At 48.9% G+C, this 17,575-nt stretch carries 15 protein-coding genes; 9 read left to right on the top strand and 6 right to left on the bottom strand.

All coding sequences use genetic code 11. From position 1 onward, the window contains the following. The first annotated feature begins 695 nt into the window (after positions 1-695). Positions 696-914, top strand: a complete 219-nt coding sequence (locus EL645_RS34005; protein WP_126556888.1) for a DUF2795 domain-containing protein — start codon at positions 696-698, stop codon at positions 912-914. A gap of 216 nt (positions 915-1,130) precedes the next feature. On the opposite strand, the gene EL645_RS34000 is transcribed toward EL645_RS34005, so the two are convergent. The 4 genes from EL645_RS34000 to EL645_RS33985 form a co-directional block, all read right to left on the bottom strand. Further along, positions 1,131-2,480 (bottom strand): ABC transporter substrate-binding protein, encoded by a 1,350-nt coding sequence (locus tag EL645_RS34000; RefSeq protein ID WP_126556887.1) that lies wholly within the window; start codon positions 2,478-2,480, stop codon positions 1,131-1,133. 70 nt (positions 2,481-2,550) lie between these two features. Then, the gene (locus tag EL645_RS33995; protein ID WP_126556886.1) at positions 2,551-3,438 is read right to left on the bottom strand and encodes a carbohydrate ABC transporter permease; all 888 of its coding nucleotides are present in this window, start codon (positions 3,436-3,438) and stop codon (positions 2,551-2,553) included. 20 nt (positions 3,439-3,458) lie between these two features. Continuing rightward, positions 3,459-4,424, bottom strand: coding sequence for a carbohydrate ABC transporter permease (locus EL645_RS33990; protein WP_218032180.1), 966 nt, complete (start codon positions 4,422-4,424; stop codon positions 3,459-3,461). A gap of 426 nt (positions 4,425-4,850) precedes the next feature. Continuing rightward, complete coding sequence (locus tag EL645_RS33985; RefSeq protein WP_126548740.1) at positions 4,851-5,687, bottom strand: IS5 family transposase; 837 nt, start codon at positions 5,685-5,687, stop codon at positions 4,851-4,853. A gap of 689 nt (positions 5,688-6,376) precedes the next feature. Between EL645_RS33985 and EL645_RS33980 the strand changes: the two genes are divergently transcribed. The 8 genes from EL645_RS33980 (at position 6,377) to EL645_RS33945 (ending at position 15,385) form a co-directional block, all read left to right on the top strand. Further along, positions 6,377-7,435, top strand: coding sequence for a LacI family DNA-binding transcriptional regulator (locus tag EL645_RS33980; protein WP_126556885.1), 1,059 nt, complete (start codon positions 6,377-6,379; stop codon positions 7,433-7,435). Between the two features lie 248 nt (positions 7,436-7,683). After that, complete coding sequence (locus EL645_RS33975) at positions 7,684-9,042, top strand: ABC transporter substrate-binding protein (RefSeq protein WP_126556884.1); 1,359 nt, start codon at positions 7,684-7,686, stop codon at positions 9,040-9,042. Positions 9,043-9,208: 166 nt separating this feature from the next. Further along, a complete protein-coding gene (locus EL645_RS33970) occupies positions 9,209-10,165 on the top strand; it encodes a carbohydrate ABC transporter permease (protein WP_126556883.1) in 957 nt (318 codons plus the stop codon). 34 nt (positions 10,166-10,199) lie between these two features. Next, positions 10,200-11,108, top strand: a complete 909-nt coding sequence (locus tag EL645_RS33965; protein ID WP_218032179.1) for a carbohydrate ABC transporter permease — start codon at positions 10,200-10,202, stop codon at positions 11,106-11,108. A 605-nt stretch (positions 11,109-11,713) separates the two neighbouring features. Further along, entirely contained in the window at positions 11,714-13,198 is a 1,485-nt protein-coding gene (locus tag EL645_RS33960) for a PTS transporter subunit EIIC (protein WP_126556882.1), read from the top strand. Between the two features lie 26 nt (positions 13,199-13,224). Then, positions 13,225-13,674: a PTS sugar transporter subunit IIA gene (locus EL645_RS33955; RefSeq protein WP_126556881.1), complete on the top strand. Its 450-nt coding sequence runs from the start codon at positions 13,225-13,227 to the stop codon at positions 13,672-13,674. Between the two features lie 92 nt (positions 13,675-13,766). Then, a complete protein-coding gene (locus tag EL645_RS33950) occupies positions 13,767-14,027 on the top strand; it encodes an HPr family phosphocarrier protein (protein WP_126556880.1) in 261 nt (86 codons plus the stop codon). A gap of 176 nt (positions 14,028-14,203) precedes the next feature. Then, positions 14,204-15,385, top strand: a complete 1,182-nt coding sequence (locus tag EL645_RS33945; protein WP_126556879.1) for a cytochrome P450 — start codon at positions 14,204-14,206, stop codon at positions 15,383-15,385. Between the two features lie 54 nt (positions 15,386-15,439). Here EL645_RS33945 and EL645_RS33940 read toward each other — a convergent pair whose 3' ends face one another. Continuing rightward, a complete protein-coding gene (locus tag EL645_RS33940; protein ID WP_126556878.1) occupies positions 15,440-15,925 on the bottom strand; it encodes a DUF8471 domain-containing protein in 486 nt (161 codons plus the stop codon). A gap of 41 nt (positions 15,926-15,966) precedes the next feature. Beyond that, a complete protein-coding gene (locus EL645_RS33935; RefSeq protein ID WP_126556877.1) occupies positions 15,967-17,553 on the bottom strand; it encodes a hypothetical protein in 1,587 nt (528 codons plus the stop codon). Between the last annotated feature and the right edge of the window lie 22 nt (positions 17,554-17,575).

The following is a 17,575-nucleotide window of genomic DNA, read 5'->3' as shown; positions in this document are numbered from 1 at the left end:
GCTATATCAGATTTTGAACCCGTAATATCCTAAAATGTGTCAGGCTCCCATTATCATGGGAAGCATATCGCTCCTGTGCGGACATGCGCTGGCGCGCCCGAGCTTTTTTTCTTATGTGGTGCAAAAAGTGCGCCGAGCGCACTTTTTGCACCACATAAGAAAATTTGTATGAGCCAGTCCCTGGCGTGAAAGCTCATACGCGAAGGACGCGGTGGTGATGGGAGTCTGATAAACTCCTAACAATGTGCCTGTTATCTTGGTATGGTGCAAAAAAAGTGCGCTCGGCGCACTTTTTTGCACCATACCAGGAACTTCTTGAGCGCCGAAGGCACGTACCTCAGATGTAAAGATTGCGGCTATCATGAGAATCAGGCGCACTCCTACAACACTAACGCTTTTTGAGATATGGCGTCAATAGATATAAATATGTATTTTTATTGTGGTGCAATAAAAATAATGACTGGTCTTTACCCCTTTAGGAAATAATAGTGCCGCCGAACATTATTAATGGAGAAACTGACAAGGATTAAACAAAAACCAATAAAGACTGTAATAGTCCAATATCCATGTTTATCCCTGTCAACTCAATGGACAGTTTCATTGGTGAAACTGGTTCAGTTCATTAAGACTTATGTCTACCAAAAAATTTGTTCAGTTCTTAATAAAAAGACTGAACGCCAAGGAGATTTTTAATCATGGCTAAAGCAGAATCAGTAAATATTGATCAGTACCTGCAAGGTTTGAAATTCCCAGTTCAGCGCGAAGAGCTCGTTAACCATGCTCGCAAACAGGGTGCTGATGAGCAGACATGCCGTCAGTTGAACCAGCTCCCTAACCTGCACTATCGCACCATCAACGAAGTGAACCGCGATTGGCAGCAGAGCTGGGACGACAACAAAGCTAGCCGTAACTAGCCGACCTGTTGCTTAGAATCCCCAGAATCCCCGAGCACCCATAGTGTTCAGAGTGCCCCCGGTAGATGACTCGCAGCTACCGGGGGCACTTACTATAAGAAAATGTTTACCTACCAGCCCCCCGAAGCCTGAACACAACGTATGGGCTGCTGGCTATCAAGAAAATAGCCAGCAGCCCATAAAAAAAGCAGAACAACAAACATCAAGATAGGGGCTTTAAAGGACTACCTGGTGAATGGTTTCTTGTAACTGCTTCTGAACATCATTCAGGGCTGAGGTGGGATCAACCTTGCCGGTATTATAGACCGGAGAGAGCACATTAGAAATCACGCTATCAAACTGGTTATAGCTAATCGCCAGGTGATTGATTGATTCTTGTCCATGGTTCAAAGAACCCTGGCCGAGCTGCATCAGTTGATCTGTGGAAAGGCTGGGCATAATTTTATGGGTGTTGGCGGCCCATTCTGGCAGGAGCTGTGACCAGGGAGACATCGCGCCTGAAACCTCCATATAGGATTTGGCACCATGCGCAGGATCGCTCAACCACTGCAGAAACGTCCAGGCTTCCTTCGGATGCTTGGAATCTTTTGCCAGCATCCAGGGATCGGTAAACAGGACATCTTTGGTGTTGCTACTAAAGTGTGGTAGAGGCGCAATGGCCCAATGGAAGGTGGCGGGTTTATTGGCCCACAGGCCCCAGACTCCAGTCATAGACATACCAACTTTGCCGCTCAAGAAACCGTTAAGGAGACTGGCATCGGCCGGCAAAGGGGCAACCTGATATTTGTACATCAGATCACGCTTCCACTGCACCGATTGTACAACCGCCGGGCTGGTAGCATTGGTTGCCGCCACCACGCCATTTTGATAAGTAGACTGCTGGAAGTAATCACCACCAAACAGCATTGGATTAGCATCCTCAGGCCAGAGATCATCGCTCATACCATAGCGACGATTATTCAAGGAACTACTATGGACCGTCATCGCCTGGGCATCTTTCAGCATCGCATCCCAGGTCCAGCCAGGATCATCCCAACTGGTTGGTGGCATCGGCAGGTGAGCCTGCTTGAACATATCAACATTATAGAAAACGTAGCTGCCACCCGTCGAAAACGGAATGGCATACACATGGCCATTGACGCTATATTGATCCAGCAACTTCTGATCCATACCATCGAACGAAAAGTTGCTAGCTTTAATATAGGGGGTTAAATCGGCAGCAAAGCCACGATACACCTCATCGGCCCAGCTATTATTGCCCCAGATCGAAAAGATATCGGCCGGCTCCCAGCCTACCTGCATGGTTACTAGCTTCTGATCAAAATTGGCGCCTGAGGGAACCAGAACCATCTTAATGTGAATAGTGGGATGAGAAGCCTCAAACTCATCCACAACCTTGTACTCCCAGGGATTAATATTAGGGTCGGTCCGCACTAGCCAGGTTACGGTAGTCTGGCCGGAAAATGTTTTGGCATTGATACCCAGAACACTACAGCCTGTATTAACCAGGATAATCAGGCATAGGAACGCACCCAGTATCAGCGTTCTGCTCAACCTTTTAAGCATTGGCCACCTCGCTCAATCGGAATTTTCTATTTCCGTAATTGCCTACTTTGCAATCCATGTACATACGCATTTACTGTAGCTTCTCCAAACTCGGCCGGGCTACCACAATTCCTTGAATAATGTAGCGCTGTGAGAAGAAAAAGACGATGATACAGGGAATCACCGCTACCAGTGAGGCGGCCATCAACATGTTCCATTGGGTAGAACCATAAGCAGCCGTATACTGGGACAGACCAAGGCTAATCGGATAAGACTCATTGGTATTCAGGTAGATCAACGGACCCATCAGATCGTTCCAGTGGAACATGAAGGAGAAGATAGCTACAGCCGCCAGGGCTGGTTTGGCCAGCGGGAGTATGATCTGCCACCAGATTACCAGATGACTGGCACCATCCAGTTTGGCGGCCTCCACCACATCACGCGAGATGCCACGGAAAGCCTGGCGCAACAAAAAGATCAAGTAAGGGCTGCCAAAGAAGGTCGGCACAATCAATGGTAGGTAGGTATCAATCCATCCCAGTGAACGGAACAGCAGAAATTGAGGGATGATCATCACCTCGTACGGAATCATCATCGTTGCCAGCACGCAGATAAAAACGAACTCACGATATTTAAAGCGCACATGAGCAAAAGCATAGGCCACCAGTGAAGAGGAGAGGATGTCCCCAATAATGGTTAACAGACAGTAAGCCGCCGAGTTCCCCATATATTGGAAGACAGGTACCGTAGTCAAGGCCGTTACAAAATTCGACCAGAGAGGTGGATTGGGAATGATAATAGGCGGAAATGCACTGACATCGGCCAGCGATTTCAGGGCCGTTGAGAGCATCCAACCAATCGGTATCAAGAAGATGATGGCAAAGAAAATGAGCAAGGCATAGATAATGATCCGGTTTATGCGCTTGCGCAACAGAGCATTTTTCCTGGCGGTATCTACCTGCGTTACTTGCAATGACATATCTGTTACTCCCTCTTTAACTAAGCTTCGTAGTACACCAGGCGGCGGCTGGCCTGCAACAATGCGATGGTCAACGCCAGGATAATAACAAACAGAATCCACGCCTGACTGGCTGCATAGCCAAACTTAAAGTACTGGAATGCGTTGTTGAAAAGATAGAGTACGTAAAATTCGGAAGCATAGTTCGGGCCTCCCTGCGTAATCACATACCCCTGGACAAAGACCTGGAAGGCGCCAATTACACCGGTCACCAGATTCAGCAAGATCGCTGGACTGATCATTGGCACAGTAATATGGCGGAACTTATTCCAGCCGTTGGAACCATCCAGGGCGGCCGCTTCATAAAGTTCTGAAGGAATGTTTTGGAGGGACGCCAGGAACACGATCATCGGGCCGCCTAATCCCCAGAGGCTCATGATCACAAAAGAAGGGATTACAGTGCTCTCATCCTGAAACCAGAGGCTCGATGGCAGGTGCAGGGAATTCAATACATAGTTGGCGATACCCAGATCGGGATTGAAGATCCACTGCCAGAGCAGGGAAACGGCTACACCAGAAATGACGGTGGGGATGTAATAGATGGTTCGGAATACACCGAGGAAACGCACACGTTGATTGAGCAATAGCGCGAGCATGAGTGAGCCAATGAGCGCCAGCGGCACCGATAGCACGACGTAATACACTGTAACGGCCAACGACTTCAAGAAAATCGAGTCGGAAAAGAGGGTCACATAGTTTTGCAACCCGATAAAGTTTGGCACCGTCGATGTTCCAGTGTAATCAGTGAAGCTCAAGATAAACGACGCAATAACAGGACCGCCGGTAAAGAAAATAAAGCCAATCACCCAGGGCGAGATCAATAGCCAGAAAGATCGCGCCTCGCGTGCCTCAAGACTATTCTTGCGGCTACGCCGTTGCAGTTGCTTGTGAGAACTCGTGGTTGGCGTGGATGTTACATTGGCAACCTCGACATCAGATGTACTCACGTTCAGTCAACCTCCTTGTATACTGAAAGGCAACAAAAGTCATAGAAAGCTACTACAATCAGAAACATCGTTTCTCTGATTGCTTCCACAAAATCACGCACTATGACAGTAAGGGTTGGGGGAAAATGAGGACGTTAACCTGATGAATGAAAAGGGTAATTTACATGCATCTTAAAACCTACCTTCGTCGTTTAGCGCATCTTCAACGATCAGCTAACAAAAAGCCTGGCGAGTTTACATAAGCTACGCTACTTTAGTAAACATACATCCCGCATTCCAATCAATGAACACAGCGAAGATATCGTAAAGCATATAGTTAAGCATAATGATTTTATTGTAAAAGTCAATACTATTTTTCTGTAAATAATTTGCGTTGTAAAACGCGTTATTTTCAGAAAAATAGTAGCTTAGATCTTATCCGAAAACCTAATGATGAGAAGCATACTGAAAACAAATGAGTCCGCAAGCCAGCTGCAAGAACGCTTGATACGTTTGACCAAGCTTTTCCCAGCGGACCAGCAAGCGGCGCCACCGATTGAGCCAGGAGAAAAAGCGCTCGACCACCCATCGACGCGGCGTTTTTCCTGGTTCCAGGCTGTTGGCTTCTTCCTGGGGAGGCTGATACCACGTGTGGTACTTCCGGTTGAGCCGCACGTGTGGTTCATAGCCTCGTTCATAGAGCTCACCATAGATTGCCTCATGATCATACGCCGCATCCAAGCACAGGTTTTGAGGATGCTCCACGGTGGGTTCTGGTTGTTCAGCGACGAGAGCATCCAGGGTGGAGAAAAGCAGCTTGCTATCATGGCGGTTGGCCCCATCAATGCACAGCGCCAGGGGCAAGCCACGGCGATCACACAGAATGCTCCGTTTGGTTCCCTGTTTGCCGCGATCGGTGGGAGCGGGGCCGACGGCGGCTCTGGCGAAAGGGGCTTTCACGGTCGAGCTGTCGGCGCTCTGCCAGTCCCAGCTGATGCCGACCAAGTCGTCATAGTGTTGCAGGCCAGCCTGCCACAAGCGCTCAAAGACGCCTTGGGCTTCCCACTCGCGGAAGCGGTCATAGACGGTGCTGGATGCTCCCAACTCACGAGGCAGGGCGTTCCATTGAATGCCGGTTCGCAACACATAGACGATGGCGGCAAACATCTTGCGATCATCGGCTGCAGGCCTTCCGCCTTTGGGATGCGGCGGCCGTTCTGGGATCAGGGGGCGTACGCGTTCCCACAGTTCATCGCTGACTTCCCACGGTCGTGTTCGTACCATCGTTGTTCACCTCATCGTTTTTTGTCTGTATTGTATCACTGGTTTTCGGATAAGGTCTTAGTAAAGCTCAACATGTTTTTTTCAGGGCTTTTCATGTTCCTCTTTGGCGCCTGCGGCGCCGGGTTGGGAGTGTGGAGTGTGTGGTGGACGGCTGCGGCCGTCCACCACACACTCCACACCTGCAAGGCCCCTCTGAGCCGTGGCAAGTGGGGGATATCAAGCTGCGGGCACCCACCATACACTCCGCACCTGCAAGACCCCTCTGAGCTGTGGCAGGTGGGGGATATCAAGCTTGCGGGCACCCACCATACACTCCACACCTGCAAGGCCCCTCTGAGCCGTGGCAAGTGGGGGATATCAAGCTGCGGGCACCCACCATACACTCCACACCTGCAAGGCTCCTCTGAGCCGTGGCAAGTGGGGGATATCAAGCTGCGGGCACCCACCACACACTCCACACCTGCAAGACCCCTCTGAGCTGTGGCAGGTGGGGGATATCAAGCTTGCGGGCACCCACCATACACTCCACACCTGAAAGAAGGTTCATCGTATCGCTTGCTCGTGATCTCTGGACGAACATTACAAAACACTGAGGGATAGGTGAGCATTCATTGACAATTTGTCAGCGACATGGTATCAATCAATAGAAGAGTATTTTTTCTGTAAATTTTCATGGGGGAGATGAATAGGTGGCACGTTCGGTAACAGTAAAAGATATTGCGCTGAGCGCAGAAGTATCGATTGCAACAGTATCCAGGGTACTTAATAATCATCACAATATCAATGACGAAGTCAGGCAACGTGTTTTACAGGTTGCGGCAGAGTTGGGTTATTTCAAAGCAGCCAGCCGCCACTCTCCAACAAAGCAGAAAGATATACAGCTCAAAAAAATCTGCTTCCTCCTCTGCTACAGCGAATTTAATGACCGGCCAGCCCTCAGCGATCCGTTCTGGGCTCAGGTTTTACATGGTGCGGAAATAGAGGCGCGCAAATCAAGTACCCAGCTCATCTATCAAACGGTAGCCCACCAGGATTCTCCCTATATTCTACAGGCGCAAATTCATGAAATGGAAGCTGACGGAATTCTCCTGGTTGGTCCTTCGGAGATCAACACCGTCCAGGCTATTCAGAAAGTTAATACGCCGCTGGTCCTGATAGATAATTACGTGTCAGGATTAACCCAAAAGGTCGATACGATCTTATCTGATAATTATGAAGGGGCCAAACAGGCCACCCACTATCTTATTCAACAGGGCCATCGGCGCATCGCCTATATCAATGAATACAGCACAGATTCATATCCAGCTAATACTATTCATTCATTTACATGGCGTCAAAAGGGCTATCAAGATGCGCTACTTGCGGCGGGAATAGCTATTGACAACACTATTATTTATCAACGCTATCATGATATAGCAGAAATATGTACACACCTGATCGAATTACCTGAGCCACCCACCGCCATATTTTGCACTAATGATCCAGTTGCCAGTAAAGCCATTAAAACGTTACGCGGCCTGGGCATACATATACCACAAGATATTTCAATTATGGGCTTTGACGATATTGATCTGGCAGAGCATCTCACACCTCCCCTTACCACAATGCATGTGCACAAAGAAGCAATGGGTGCGCTAGGTGTACAAACATTAATATCCCGCGTTAGCAATCCCGACGCAATACACATGAGCCACATCCTGGATGTCCATCTAGTTGTTCGAGATTCGGTACAATCACACATCAACTAAACTCTTTTTTTTCGCATAAAAGGTTTACCAACAAACTATAGGCTCATCAACTAACGAGCATAGCTGAATTTTCCGCTTAATCTCAACAATAAATAAAGTAAAAAATTGTGGAGATTAAATATTCTGTGTAAAAAAGGCCAAAAATTGTAACCTCAAGCAATTTTTCTGTGTTTTCTTCTGTTAGAGGTAAAAAATCAAGCCCGCTTTTATACGAGGTTTAATTCTATCCAAGGGAGGATTCCTTAATTATGATTCATGAGCAACGTCAAGCTCTCGACGAAATGGTTAATAAAATGCGCTCTGGCCGTCTGACTCGCCGTAGCTTTATGCAGCGAGCAGCCGTAATAGGACTGAGCAGTTCTGCCGCAGTATCACTGTTAGAGGCCTGTGGAGGTAGCTCGAACAGCACTGGTGGTAATGGCGCTGCAACCAACATCGTCTGGCAAAGCGATAACGACACCACAAATACTTATAAAGACATCGTCGATACATTTAACAGCAGCATTGGCAAACAAAAGGGTATTCACGTTACCTGGCTGAATGGTCCAACCAATACACAGGACATGTTGACCAAATACAACAATATGTTCCGTGCACGCAGCCATACCAACGATATTATCTCGCTCGATATTGTATATCCAGCCCAGTTTGCCCAGCAGCAATGGACAGTGCCTATCGATGATAGCAAATGGCCGGCCGCCGAGCGTGCAAAATATTTACAGGGTCCAATCAAAGGTTGTACCTACAATGGCAAGCTGTGGGCCGCTCCTTTCCGTACTGACCTGGGTCTGCTGTATTATCGCAAAGATCTGGTACCGACCCCTCCCTCTACCTGGGACGATCTGACCAATTCAGCGAAAAGCGTTTCACCCTCCAAGGTGAAATATGGCTATGTCTGGCAGGGTTCACAATACGAAGGACTGGTTTGTGACTTCGTTGAGGTACTCTATGGCTTCGGCGGTTCCGTACTGGATGCCAATGATGCTACCAAGGTAACCGTGAACAGCCCACAGGCTCTGCAAGCTCTGACCCTGATGACCAGCTGGGTTGGTACCATTTCACCTGCAGCCACCACCACTTATACAGAGGATCTGTCGCTGGCAGCCTGGGAGCAGGGAAATGCGGCCTTCATGCGTAACTGGCCATATGCCTACGTGAAGAGTAATAACCCACAGGAATCCAAGATTCCCAATAAATTTGATATCTCTTCCCTCCCACATGGTGGTAGCGAGTCTGTTGGCCACTCCGCTATCGGTGGTTGGAATATCGCCATCAACGCATACTCACAGCAGCAGGATGCTTCCTGGGAATTCATTAAGTATACCCTGAGCCCTGAGGCTCAAAAGAAGGGTGCCATTGGCGCAAGCTACACCGTCACCCTGCAGAGCATCTATGATGATCCGGATGTATTATCCAAACAGCCTCTGTTTGGTAAGCTAAAACCCATCCTGCAAAATGCGCTGCCTCGCCCTGTTTCGCCTAAATATGTAGATGTTTCTGATGCTATTCAGCGCAACGTCTACCAGGCACTGAAAAAGCAGGCAACCCCTGCCGATGCCTTGAAGCAGCTTGCATCTGACTTACAAACTGTGGTGTCATCCAAGTAGTTCTTCTGATGAATGATGGCAATGGAGTCTGGGCATGCCCAGACTCCATTACAGGTTCATCAACCGGACTCGACCTCTAACCACTGACTCAAAGATATCGGGCACATGCTATCAATGATGTTCTACGGCCTCTATTATCTTTTTTGAAGTAAAGCGAAAGAGAACTATGACAACACAAACAGCTGAAGTAAGCACCAAGAAAACACCAACACGACGAGGACGTAACAAAGATGGCAGTGGAATCATGCCATATCTGCTGGTGTTTCCAACCATTCTGCTCATCCTCGTCGTCGCAGTTTATCCGATGCTGGATTCACTGCGCATCAGCATTTTGGATAATCCATTTATTCCTGCACCCGCGGTTGTTGGCCTGGCAAACTTCGCCAGAGTGCTGGCCGATCCCGAATTCCGGACTTCGATTATCAATACAGTGATCTTCACAGTGGTCAGCGTAGCACTCGAAACCGTCTTTGGACTCTGTATCGCCCTGCTGATCAATAAAACCTTTCCAGGTCGTGGCCTGGTGCGTGCGGCTATTCTGGTTCCCTGGGCCTTCCCAACGGTCGTTTCGGCCCAGATGTGGTTCCTGATGTACAATGACCAGACCGGTATTATTACCTTTATCCTGCAATGGGCCCATCTGCTCAAACCAGGTGATACTTTGATTGGTAGTACCTCGGGCGTCATTATCGCAGCGTTGATTACCGATGTCTGGAAAACAACACCATTTATGGCCTTGCTTATTCTGGCTGGCTTACAGGTAATCCCAATGGAACTCTATGAGGCATCAGGCGTAGATGGTAGTACCCGCTGGCAATCCTTCTGGCGCATTACCCTGCCGCTGTTGCGCGCTCCTATGGTTATCGCTTTAATGTTCCGTACCCTGGACGCCTTCCGCGTCTTCGATCTGTTCTATGTCTTTGGCAAGCGTTCAGTACAATCAATGTCAACCTATGCCAACTACTTTATGTTTGGTGGAACAGCGAGCGATTTTACACCTGGCGTGGCAGCCGCGGTCATTGTCTTTCTCTTCGGTATTGTCATCAGTATCATTTATGTTTATCATTTATGTTTTCTTGATGGGCAATACATTGAAGCAAGTGGATTAAAAAGCTCTGCATAAGAGCAACAATAAATTTACGAGAAGGGAAAAGACTATGGCAGTAGCAGAGCAAAAAACAGAGACACAACAACATATAGTACAGGCACGCGCCCGCATAGCAGCCAAGAAACGCATGGAGACCGCGGGTAAGGTGGGCCGCTATATTGCGGTGGTGGTCATTGTGTTTATTTCACTGGCCCCACTTTACTGGACTTTTGCAACGTCGGTGAAAAATGGTCTCGAGATTAATCAGTCACCACCAACCATTTTTCCGCAGCAATTTGATTTCAGTAACTATGTCCAGGTATTGACCAATTCGACCTTTTTCTTGCCAACGCTGAGAAACAGTACCATCATCGCAGCAGTCACCACAGTGCTGGCCTTGCTGTTTGGTATCCTCTGTGCGTATGCGCTGGGTCGCATGAAGTTCCGTGGCAAACCAATCGTGCTGGCAACAGTGCTATCGGTGCAGATGTTTCCATTTATTGCCTTGATTGGACCACTGTTCGTCTTGTTCACAGGTCCTCTCTACCTGTATAACACCTACTGGGCCTTGATCATCTCGGACCTGGTGTTGAATATTCCATTGGTAGTGTGGTTCCTGACCTCTTTCTTCCGCGATCTGCCTCCGGATCTGGAAGAAGCCGCTCGTATCGATGGAGCATCGCGCTTGAAAGCACTCTGGTACGTCATTATGCCCTTGACCGCACCAGGCATTTTCTCGTCTGCGATCCTTTCATTCATTGCGGTCTGGAATGACTTCCTGTTTGGCTTGAACCTGACGAGCGACGAAAGTGCACAGCCAGTTACAGTTGGTATCACGCGCTTCAATTCCGAGCACGTAGTGGCATATGGACAGCTGGCCGCCGCGGCCATTATCGTGACCATTCCCCTGGTCATCATTGTCCTCTTCCTACAACGCCGTATCGTCTCAGGACTTACAGCCGGCGCGGTCAAAGGTTAAGATTAATGTTTTTGTCAGACGCCCGTGGGCGTCTGACAAAAACACTCCCTCAAATCTACTTCTCTTCCCTCCCAGCTCACTATAGTTAAAATAACTATAATATGCAGCGTAAACGATTTATTCATGTGATCTAGTGGTCTAGACATCTTGACATTTGAGGGGGAAGATTTTATAGTATTTGCATGAGCTATTTAGAACTTGTTTGACAGAGAATGTCATTGCGGCTCCCAAATGGATGAGCTGAATATTTATTTCTTATCACATCTTACCGCCTTCAAACGCGATAAAATTATGTCAAGTCAACCACATGTCCTGATGAGTTCTAAATGGTAGATTTCATATTCGTACCTGCGGAAATAAAGGGAGAGAGATTACCTCTCTGCGCTAAGCTTCCTTTTTACTTTCCGCTACCCTTACTTGTTCTCGCATCGTGCAGTTAAAGTAGACGGCATTGACGCATGCCGAAATAGCTGCACCCAATTTTCAAAGGGCAACCTTTGGTAGCTCTTTAGTAGAGGAGAACTTGCGATGAGTTCAGTCAATACATCGTCGACCAGCACCGGGATCGCGTACTTGGGGCACTTCAGAGTGTAGGCCGTTCACTCATGCTTCCAATCGCCGTTCTACCAGCAGCAGCGTTGCTGTTACGCCTGGGACAAGCTGATATGCTAGGCCAGTTCCACTGGGGAATTATCCACTGGGATTGGATGGCAAAGGCCGGAGATGCTATTTTCTCTAACCTGCCTATTATTTTCGCGGTTGGTATTGCGGTTGGCCTTTCAGGCGGGGAAGGTTCTGCAGCCCTGGCGGCCCTGGTTGGCTTCCTGGTCTTTACGGCGGTCTTCAATAATATTATCCCTCAGGTCAAAGCCGCCGATGGCACTTTGTCACCAGATCCAAGCATATCGATGGGCGTGTTATCTGGTATCTTGATTGGCCTGGTTTCGTCTGGCTTATATAAACGCTTCCATGATATTCGTTTGCCAGACTATCTGGGCTTCTTCGGTGGTCGCCGCTTTGTCCCTATTATTACTGCCTTCGCAGCCCTTGTACTCGGTCTTATTTTCGGCATTATATGGCCTCCGATCAATGGTGGCATTAATGCATTTGGCGCGGTCATCTTTTCGCTGGGCCCGCTGGGTGCCGGTATCTATGGTTTCTTGAACCGCCTGCTGATCCCAACTGGTCTACACCATGTGTTGAATTCTTACTTCTGGTTTCAACTGGGTAGCTTCAAAGGTCCAGATGGAACAATTGTGCACGGTGATCTTAACCGCTACTTCGCTGGTGATACCTCTGCCGGATATTACATGGCAGGCTTCTTCCCGATGATGATGTTTGGTCTCCCTGCGGCTTGTTTAGCGATGATCCGCCATGCCAAATATCCAAAGGTAGCCGCTGGTATCCTGCTTTCGGCGGCCTTCACATCTTTCCTGACCGGTATTACCGAGCCTATCGAATTCGCTTTCCTCTTTGTGGCACCTGTACTCTTTGTGGTCCATGCTATCCTGACAGGTACTGCACTGGCCGTCTGTTATCTGCTGCAAATCAAGATCGGCTTCGGCTTCTCGGCTGGCCTGATCGACCTTGTACTGAACTTCAATAAGTCGAACACCAGCAATCCCTGGTTGCTGCTGCTGGTTGGCGTGATTTATGGGGTCATCTACTACTTTGTCTTTAGCTTCTTCATCGTGCGCTTCAATCTGGGCACACCGGGACGTGGCGAGGAGTCGACTGGCCTGGCCGCTGATTGGATCTTGCCTGAGTCGCAGCGCAGACCTGCTGCCAGCAAGAACACGGAAGCCACTGCCGCTACTGAGGTGGAAGAAGACAAAGATACGATCCTGGCTCGTGAGGTATTGAGCGCCCTGGGTGGCAAAGAAAATATCGAGAGCCTGGAAGGATGTATCACACGGCTACGTATCTTCGTGAACCAGGCAGATAAGATCGACGAGCCACGCCTGAAAAGCCTGGGCTCCTCCGGAGTCATTAAAAAGGGCAAAATTGTTCAGGTCGTAATGGGAACACAGTCTGATCGCATTGCCAGTCGCATCAATCGTATCCGTAAAGAGGATAATGTTGAAGTGTAGGTCTAACTAGAAAGTAAATATATACTATGACAAAGATTAACGTGCTCGCACCAATTGATGGTACGGTGGTTGAACTTGAGAAAGTTCCTGACGAAGTATTCGCTCAGAAAATGGCAGGAGATGGCGTAGCCATTGATCCATCTGGGGCGCTTGCGCTTGCTCCAATCAGTGGAGACCTGGTAAAGTTGTTTCCTGGTGGCCATGCCTTTGGTATCGTCGCTGGCGATGTTGAGCTGATTGTCCATATCGGCCTCGATACAATCGAGCTGAATGGTACCGGTTTTGAGAATATCGCGACCGAAGGACAACATGTAGAAGCTGGAACCCCGATTGTACGCTTCAATCGCGCCACAATCGAAGGTGAAGGCAAGGTTGTGCTGAGTCCTGTGGTCTCTAGTGGTGGCGGTACCATCGTAAGTCGAGCCAGCGGAGCAGTAAAAGCTGGTCGCGATGTACTCTTTGTCCTGGAAGTATAAGGCTTTCTGCCTGCTCAGTCGCTAGCTTAGCTCGATTGGGCAGGCTTTTATGTGCTCAAAACATGGCTGCGTTAATAAAAAAGGAAGATATTATGACGGCACGAACGGTCACGCTGGGCAGCAAATCTGGTTTACATGCTCGCCCGGCTGCGATGTTTGTACAAAAGGCAAAAAGTTTTCAGAGCCAGATCTCACTTTCAAAAAATGACAAGACAGTCAATGGAAAATCTATTCTCTCGGTCATTTCTCTGGGCGCCCTGAAAGGCGATCAGGTACTGCTCCAAACGAATGGAGAAGATGCAGACGCCGCGCTGGAAAATTTGGCCGGGCTGCTCGAACAAGATCTAGGCTAGACTCACTATCTTAGCCAGAAGCCTTAGCCGACAAAGTCGTATCCTCTGTTATAAAGGGAATACGACTTTGCTTTTCACCACCTGGATCGGCTACACTATAGGTTGGCCCCATCAGCGTTGCAGAATATTTGCTGCCGGGCACACTATATTGTTACCAGAGGGAAGAAAGCAGCATTATGCAACCACCCGCATCGCAAGCATCCTTAACTGCACATATACTAGCAGACCCGCTCAATCCATTTCCCTGGTACCGGGTAATGCGAGAACAATATCCTGTCTACTATTCGCGTGAATTTCATAGCTGGTTTATTGCACGCTATAGCGATGTGCAACGCGTAATCAATGATCCATTGCTCTTCTCTTCAGAGCAATCTATTCGTAGCCGGCCCGCTGCCAGGACACAGCCAACGGTCAGAACGCTACTTTGGACCGATCCGCCCCGCCATCGCCAACTGCGCTCTTTGATCAATCAAGCCTTCACACCTCGTACCATCGCCAATCTGGCCCCTCGCATTAGAGAAATTGTACATTCGCATCTAGATAAAGTGGCGCACCAGGGTCAGATGGACATTGTCAGTGACCTGGCCAATCCTCTGCCAATTATAGTTATTGCTGAATTATTAGGCGTTCCTACCCGAGATCAAAAACAATTCAAGCTGTGGTCGGATATTATTGTGAGCCCGGCGCGCCAGGCGAAGAAGCAGGCGGTCATTGAGATGAATACCTACTTTCAGCAGATCGTCGACCAACGTCGGCAACAGGCGCAGGATGATCTAATCAGTGCCCTGGTAAGCACCCATATCGAAGGGACTTATTTGACCGATGCAGAGATTTTAAGCTTCTGCCGCCTGCTGTTTGTAGCCGGTCACGAAACTTCAACTAATTTGATCGGCAACGCGCTGCTTACCTTTACTGAACATCCCGCGGTTTTTGAAGAGTTACGGGCACAACCCGAGCTTATTCCAGACGCGATTGAGGAGGTGATTCGCTATCGCACACCGATTCAGCGTCTACGCCGAGCAACCACAGTCGATACCCAGTTCGGGGGGCACCACATTAAGGCCGGTGAGATTGTATCGCCGATTCTAGGTTCAGCCAATCGGGATGAGACTCAATTCATCAATCCAGAGGTCTTTGATATCCATCGCAGCCCCAATCGCCACCTTGGATTTGGGCATGGCATCCATTTCTGTATTGGCTCATCATTGGCACGCCTGGAGACCAGGATTGCCCTTGAGATTCTGCTGGCGCGCTTTAAGGACCTCCAACGCGTCTCGGATGTCCCGCTCGAACATGTTAGCAGTTCTTTTGTCTATGGCGTCAAAAATCTGCCGCTGACATTCCAAAGGTGCGCATGAAATTGTTCGAGGGCATAATTCGGAAAACAATTATTCTCTACCGGGTAAACACGATCAGGGGGAAACATGTAAGCCGGCCATGGTGTGGATATTGTAACGCATGATCATTACAATCGCTAACAGGGCCAGGCCAGCACAGAAAAGATAGGCCAGTATGCCACCTGGATGCAATTCTGGATACTCGGAGGCGCTTTGATCACGCCGGATATGCATAAGTAGTCCTGAGCCAAGCAAGCTCACTAAACACAGCCATAATATCCAGGAATGGGCTTTAAGGCCTCCCGGTAAGCTATTTAAGAGCAGGCCTCCCATTATATCTAGAGCCAGGCTGCCACCAATACTCAGCAGCAAACGCTGAGGTAGATCCAGTTGCTGCTGCTTAAACATAAGTTCTGCCAGCACATAACCGGGGCAGATAAAAACCAATGGCAGTGCCAGTACACCTCCAATGGCAGGCAGCGGCGTAACCAGCCAGACATCAAAAACATTGGCCACCACTACCACTAAAAGCAATAACACATCCAGGTTTTTAAGACGCATGGCTCAACGCTCCTCTGCCATAAGTTGCAAGTTCTTCAAGCTTAAAAATGCCCCTGCAAAATCGGGTTGATCCACTCAGATAGCGCCCCGCCCAGCAGGATAAGCATTATCAAAGCAGCCATGCCGGTTATTTGCAACTTGCTCAGCCGATGAATCGGCAGTAACTGAACAGTAGCCAGCGCCAGCAATGAAGCCACAGGGATAAAGAGAAAAGCCATCGCCTGATCTGTTAGCTCTGAACTTGAACCAATAAAATGAAGCATCTGGCTTAAAAGATAGCATAAAGCGGCCCAGCCAAACGCGCGTCCGAGCGCCTGCTGGTTGTGGCGCTTGAGCAGGCAGAACAAACCAAAAGGAAAACAGCCCATTATCAAGAACTGCGCGGCGAAGGGGAGAAAACGCAGCCAGGGCGGTGGCAGCCGACCTGAATACCCGACAAACAAAGGTTGTGTTTTGCCGGCTCCCTGCACTATAACGACAAGCCTGTGTGCAGTTCCACCGCTAAGACTAAATAAGCCGCCCCGCACTGGATTCATAACCAGAAATGCATTAATCAAGGCCAGAATAATAGCGATTAAGACTATATATAACAGGCTAGAACGCCATATGGCACCAGGGTGTTGCCAACTATATTCTAAGGTCCAGATGAAGAGAAATATGATTAGGAAAAAGTCGCTGGCGTAATGGGTAAACGTCAGACCGAGCAGTAGCAGGATCGTTAACACGACAATACCGGTCAGGCGCTGCCTCAGATCTTTACGATAGGAAACTAACAACGCCACGTTAGAACGGCTGATTTTACTCGGCTCCAGACCCGCCGCACTTAGGATCTGGTGAGACTCCAGCAGCCAGAGTATCAGAGTGATCAGGGGCAATGCCAATGACTCACTCCCATACTGCGCATCAAAGAAAAAAAAGTGTGGATTAGCCATATAAAATAGTGTGGCCAGGCTGGCGATCCGGCTGGACTTAAACAATTGCTCATTCAACAAGAAAAGGGACAAAATAAGCACCAGGCGGCTGCAACCGATCACGACCAGACCGGAAGTAAAAGAGCTCAAGCCGCTGAGCGAGGAAAACGCGGCTGTAACTATTTCGAGGCCAGCATAATACGGGCTAACTGGTATGGGCCGATGATCCTGAAAGAGCTGACCAGTCTTGAGTAATGCATTCGTAGTATTCCAGTGCAAAATTTCATCAGCAAATGAGAAGTGAAGGGGGCTGATCATAATTTTCAGGAGATAGCAACTACTGCCCAGCAAACAGAGCAGGACAATGCGCTCAGCACGGCTAGTCGCGGGCCAGATCAAGCGCCAGGCAGAACAGAAAAACATCACAGCCAGGGCTGGAAAAAAGTATCGCTCCAGTCCGGGTCCACCGTGCAAGCTGAAGGCAAACCCATAGGCGCTCACCCCGAGCAGGCTAGCATACAACAAAAAGAGGCCACATGCATTGCGCAGGAGTAGCGGCCACGCAATCGCTAGATCCCGGACACGCCTGAAATACTTTTCGGCATCCGGATCACAAGCTCGCCTGTCAATAACGTAGATCAATCGCTGCAGCGGCCTGGGGCAGATAGGCAGACAGCGCGTATACACCAGCACTAGATAAGTAGTCAGCAACTTCATCCCTTACCACCCCGACCCACGA

The sequence above is a fragment of the Dictyobacter kobayashii genome (assembly GCF_003967555.1).
Lineage (GTDB): Bacteria > Chloroflexota > Ktedonobacteria > Ktedonobacterales > Ktedonobacteraceae > Dictyobacter > Dictyobacter kobayashii.
This window is presented reverse-complemented; position numbering and strand designations above follow the sequence as displayed.

Excerpts from the sequence above, each read along its gene's own strand:
- EL645_RS34005 (WP_126556888.1), top strand. The coding sequence starts at position 696 with ATGGCTAAAGCAGAATCAGTAAATATTGATCAGTACCTGCAAGGTTTG.
- EL645_RS34000 (WP_126556887.1), bottom strand. The coding sequence starts at position 2,480 with ATGCTTAAAAGGTTGAGCAGAACGCTGATACTGGGTGCGTTCCTATGC.
- EL645_RS33995 (WP_126556886.1), bottom strand. The coding sequence starts at position 3,438 with ATGTCATTGCAAGTAACGCAGGTAGATACCGCCAGGAAAAATGCTCTG.
- EL645_RS33985 (WP_126548740.1), bottom strand. The coding sequence starts at position 5,687 with ATGGTACGAACACGACCGTGGGAAGTCAGCGATGAACTGTGGGAACGC.
- EL645_RS33975 (WP_126556884.1), top strand. The coding sequence starts at position 7,684 with ATGATTCATGAGCAACGTCAAGCTCTCGACGAAATGGTTAATAAAATG.
- EL645_RS33970 (WP_126556883.1), top strand. The coding sequence starts at position 9,209 with ATGACAACACAAACAGCTGAAGTAAGCACCAAGAAAACACCAACACGA.
- EL645_RS33965 (WP_218032179.1), top strand. The coding sequence starts at position 10,200 with ATGGCAGTAGCAGAGCAAAAAACAGAGACACAACAACATATAGTACAG.
- EL645_RS33960 (WP_126556882.1), top strand. The coding sequence starts at position 11,714 with ATGCTTCCAATCGCCGTTCTACCAGCAGCAGCGTTGCTGTTACGCCTG.
- EL645_RS33955 (WP_126556881.1), top strand. The coding sequence starts at position 13,225 with ATGACAAAGATTAACGTGCTCGCACCAATTGATGGTACGGTGGTTGAA.
- EL645_RS33950 (WP_126556880.1), top strand. The coding sequence starts at position 13,767 with ATGACGGCACGAACGGTCACGCTGGGCAGCAAATCTGGTTTACATGCT.
- EL645_RS33945 (WP_126556879.1), top strand. The coding sequence starts at position 14,204 with ATGCAACCACCCGCATCGCAAGCATCCTTAACTGCACATATACTAGCA.
- EL645_RS33940 (WP_126556878.1), bottom strand. The coding sequence starts at position 15,925 with ATGCGTCTTAAAAACCTGGATGTGTTATTGCTTTTAGTGGTAGTGGTG.
- EL645_RS33935 (WP_126556877.1), bottom strand. The coding sequence starts at position 17,553 with ATGAAGTTGCTGACTACTTATCTAGTGCTGGTGTATACGCGCTGTCTG.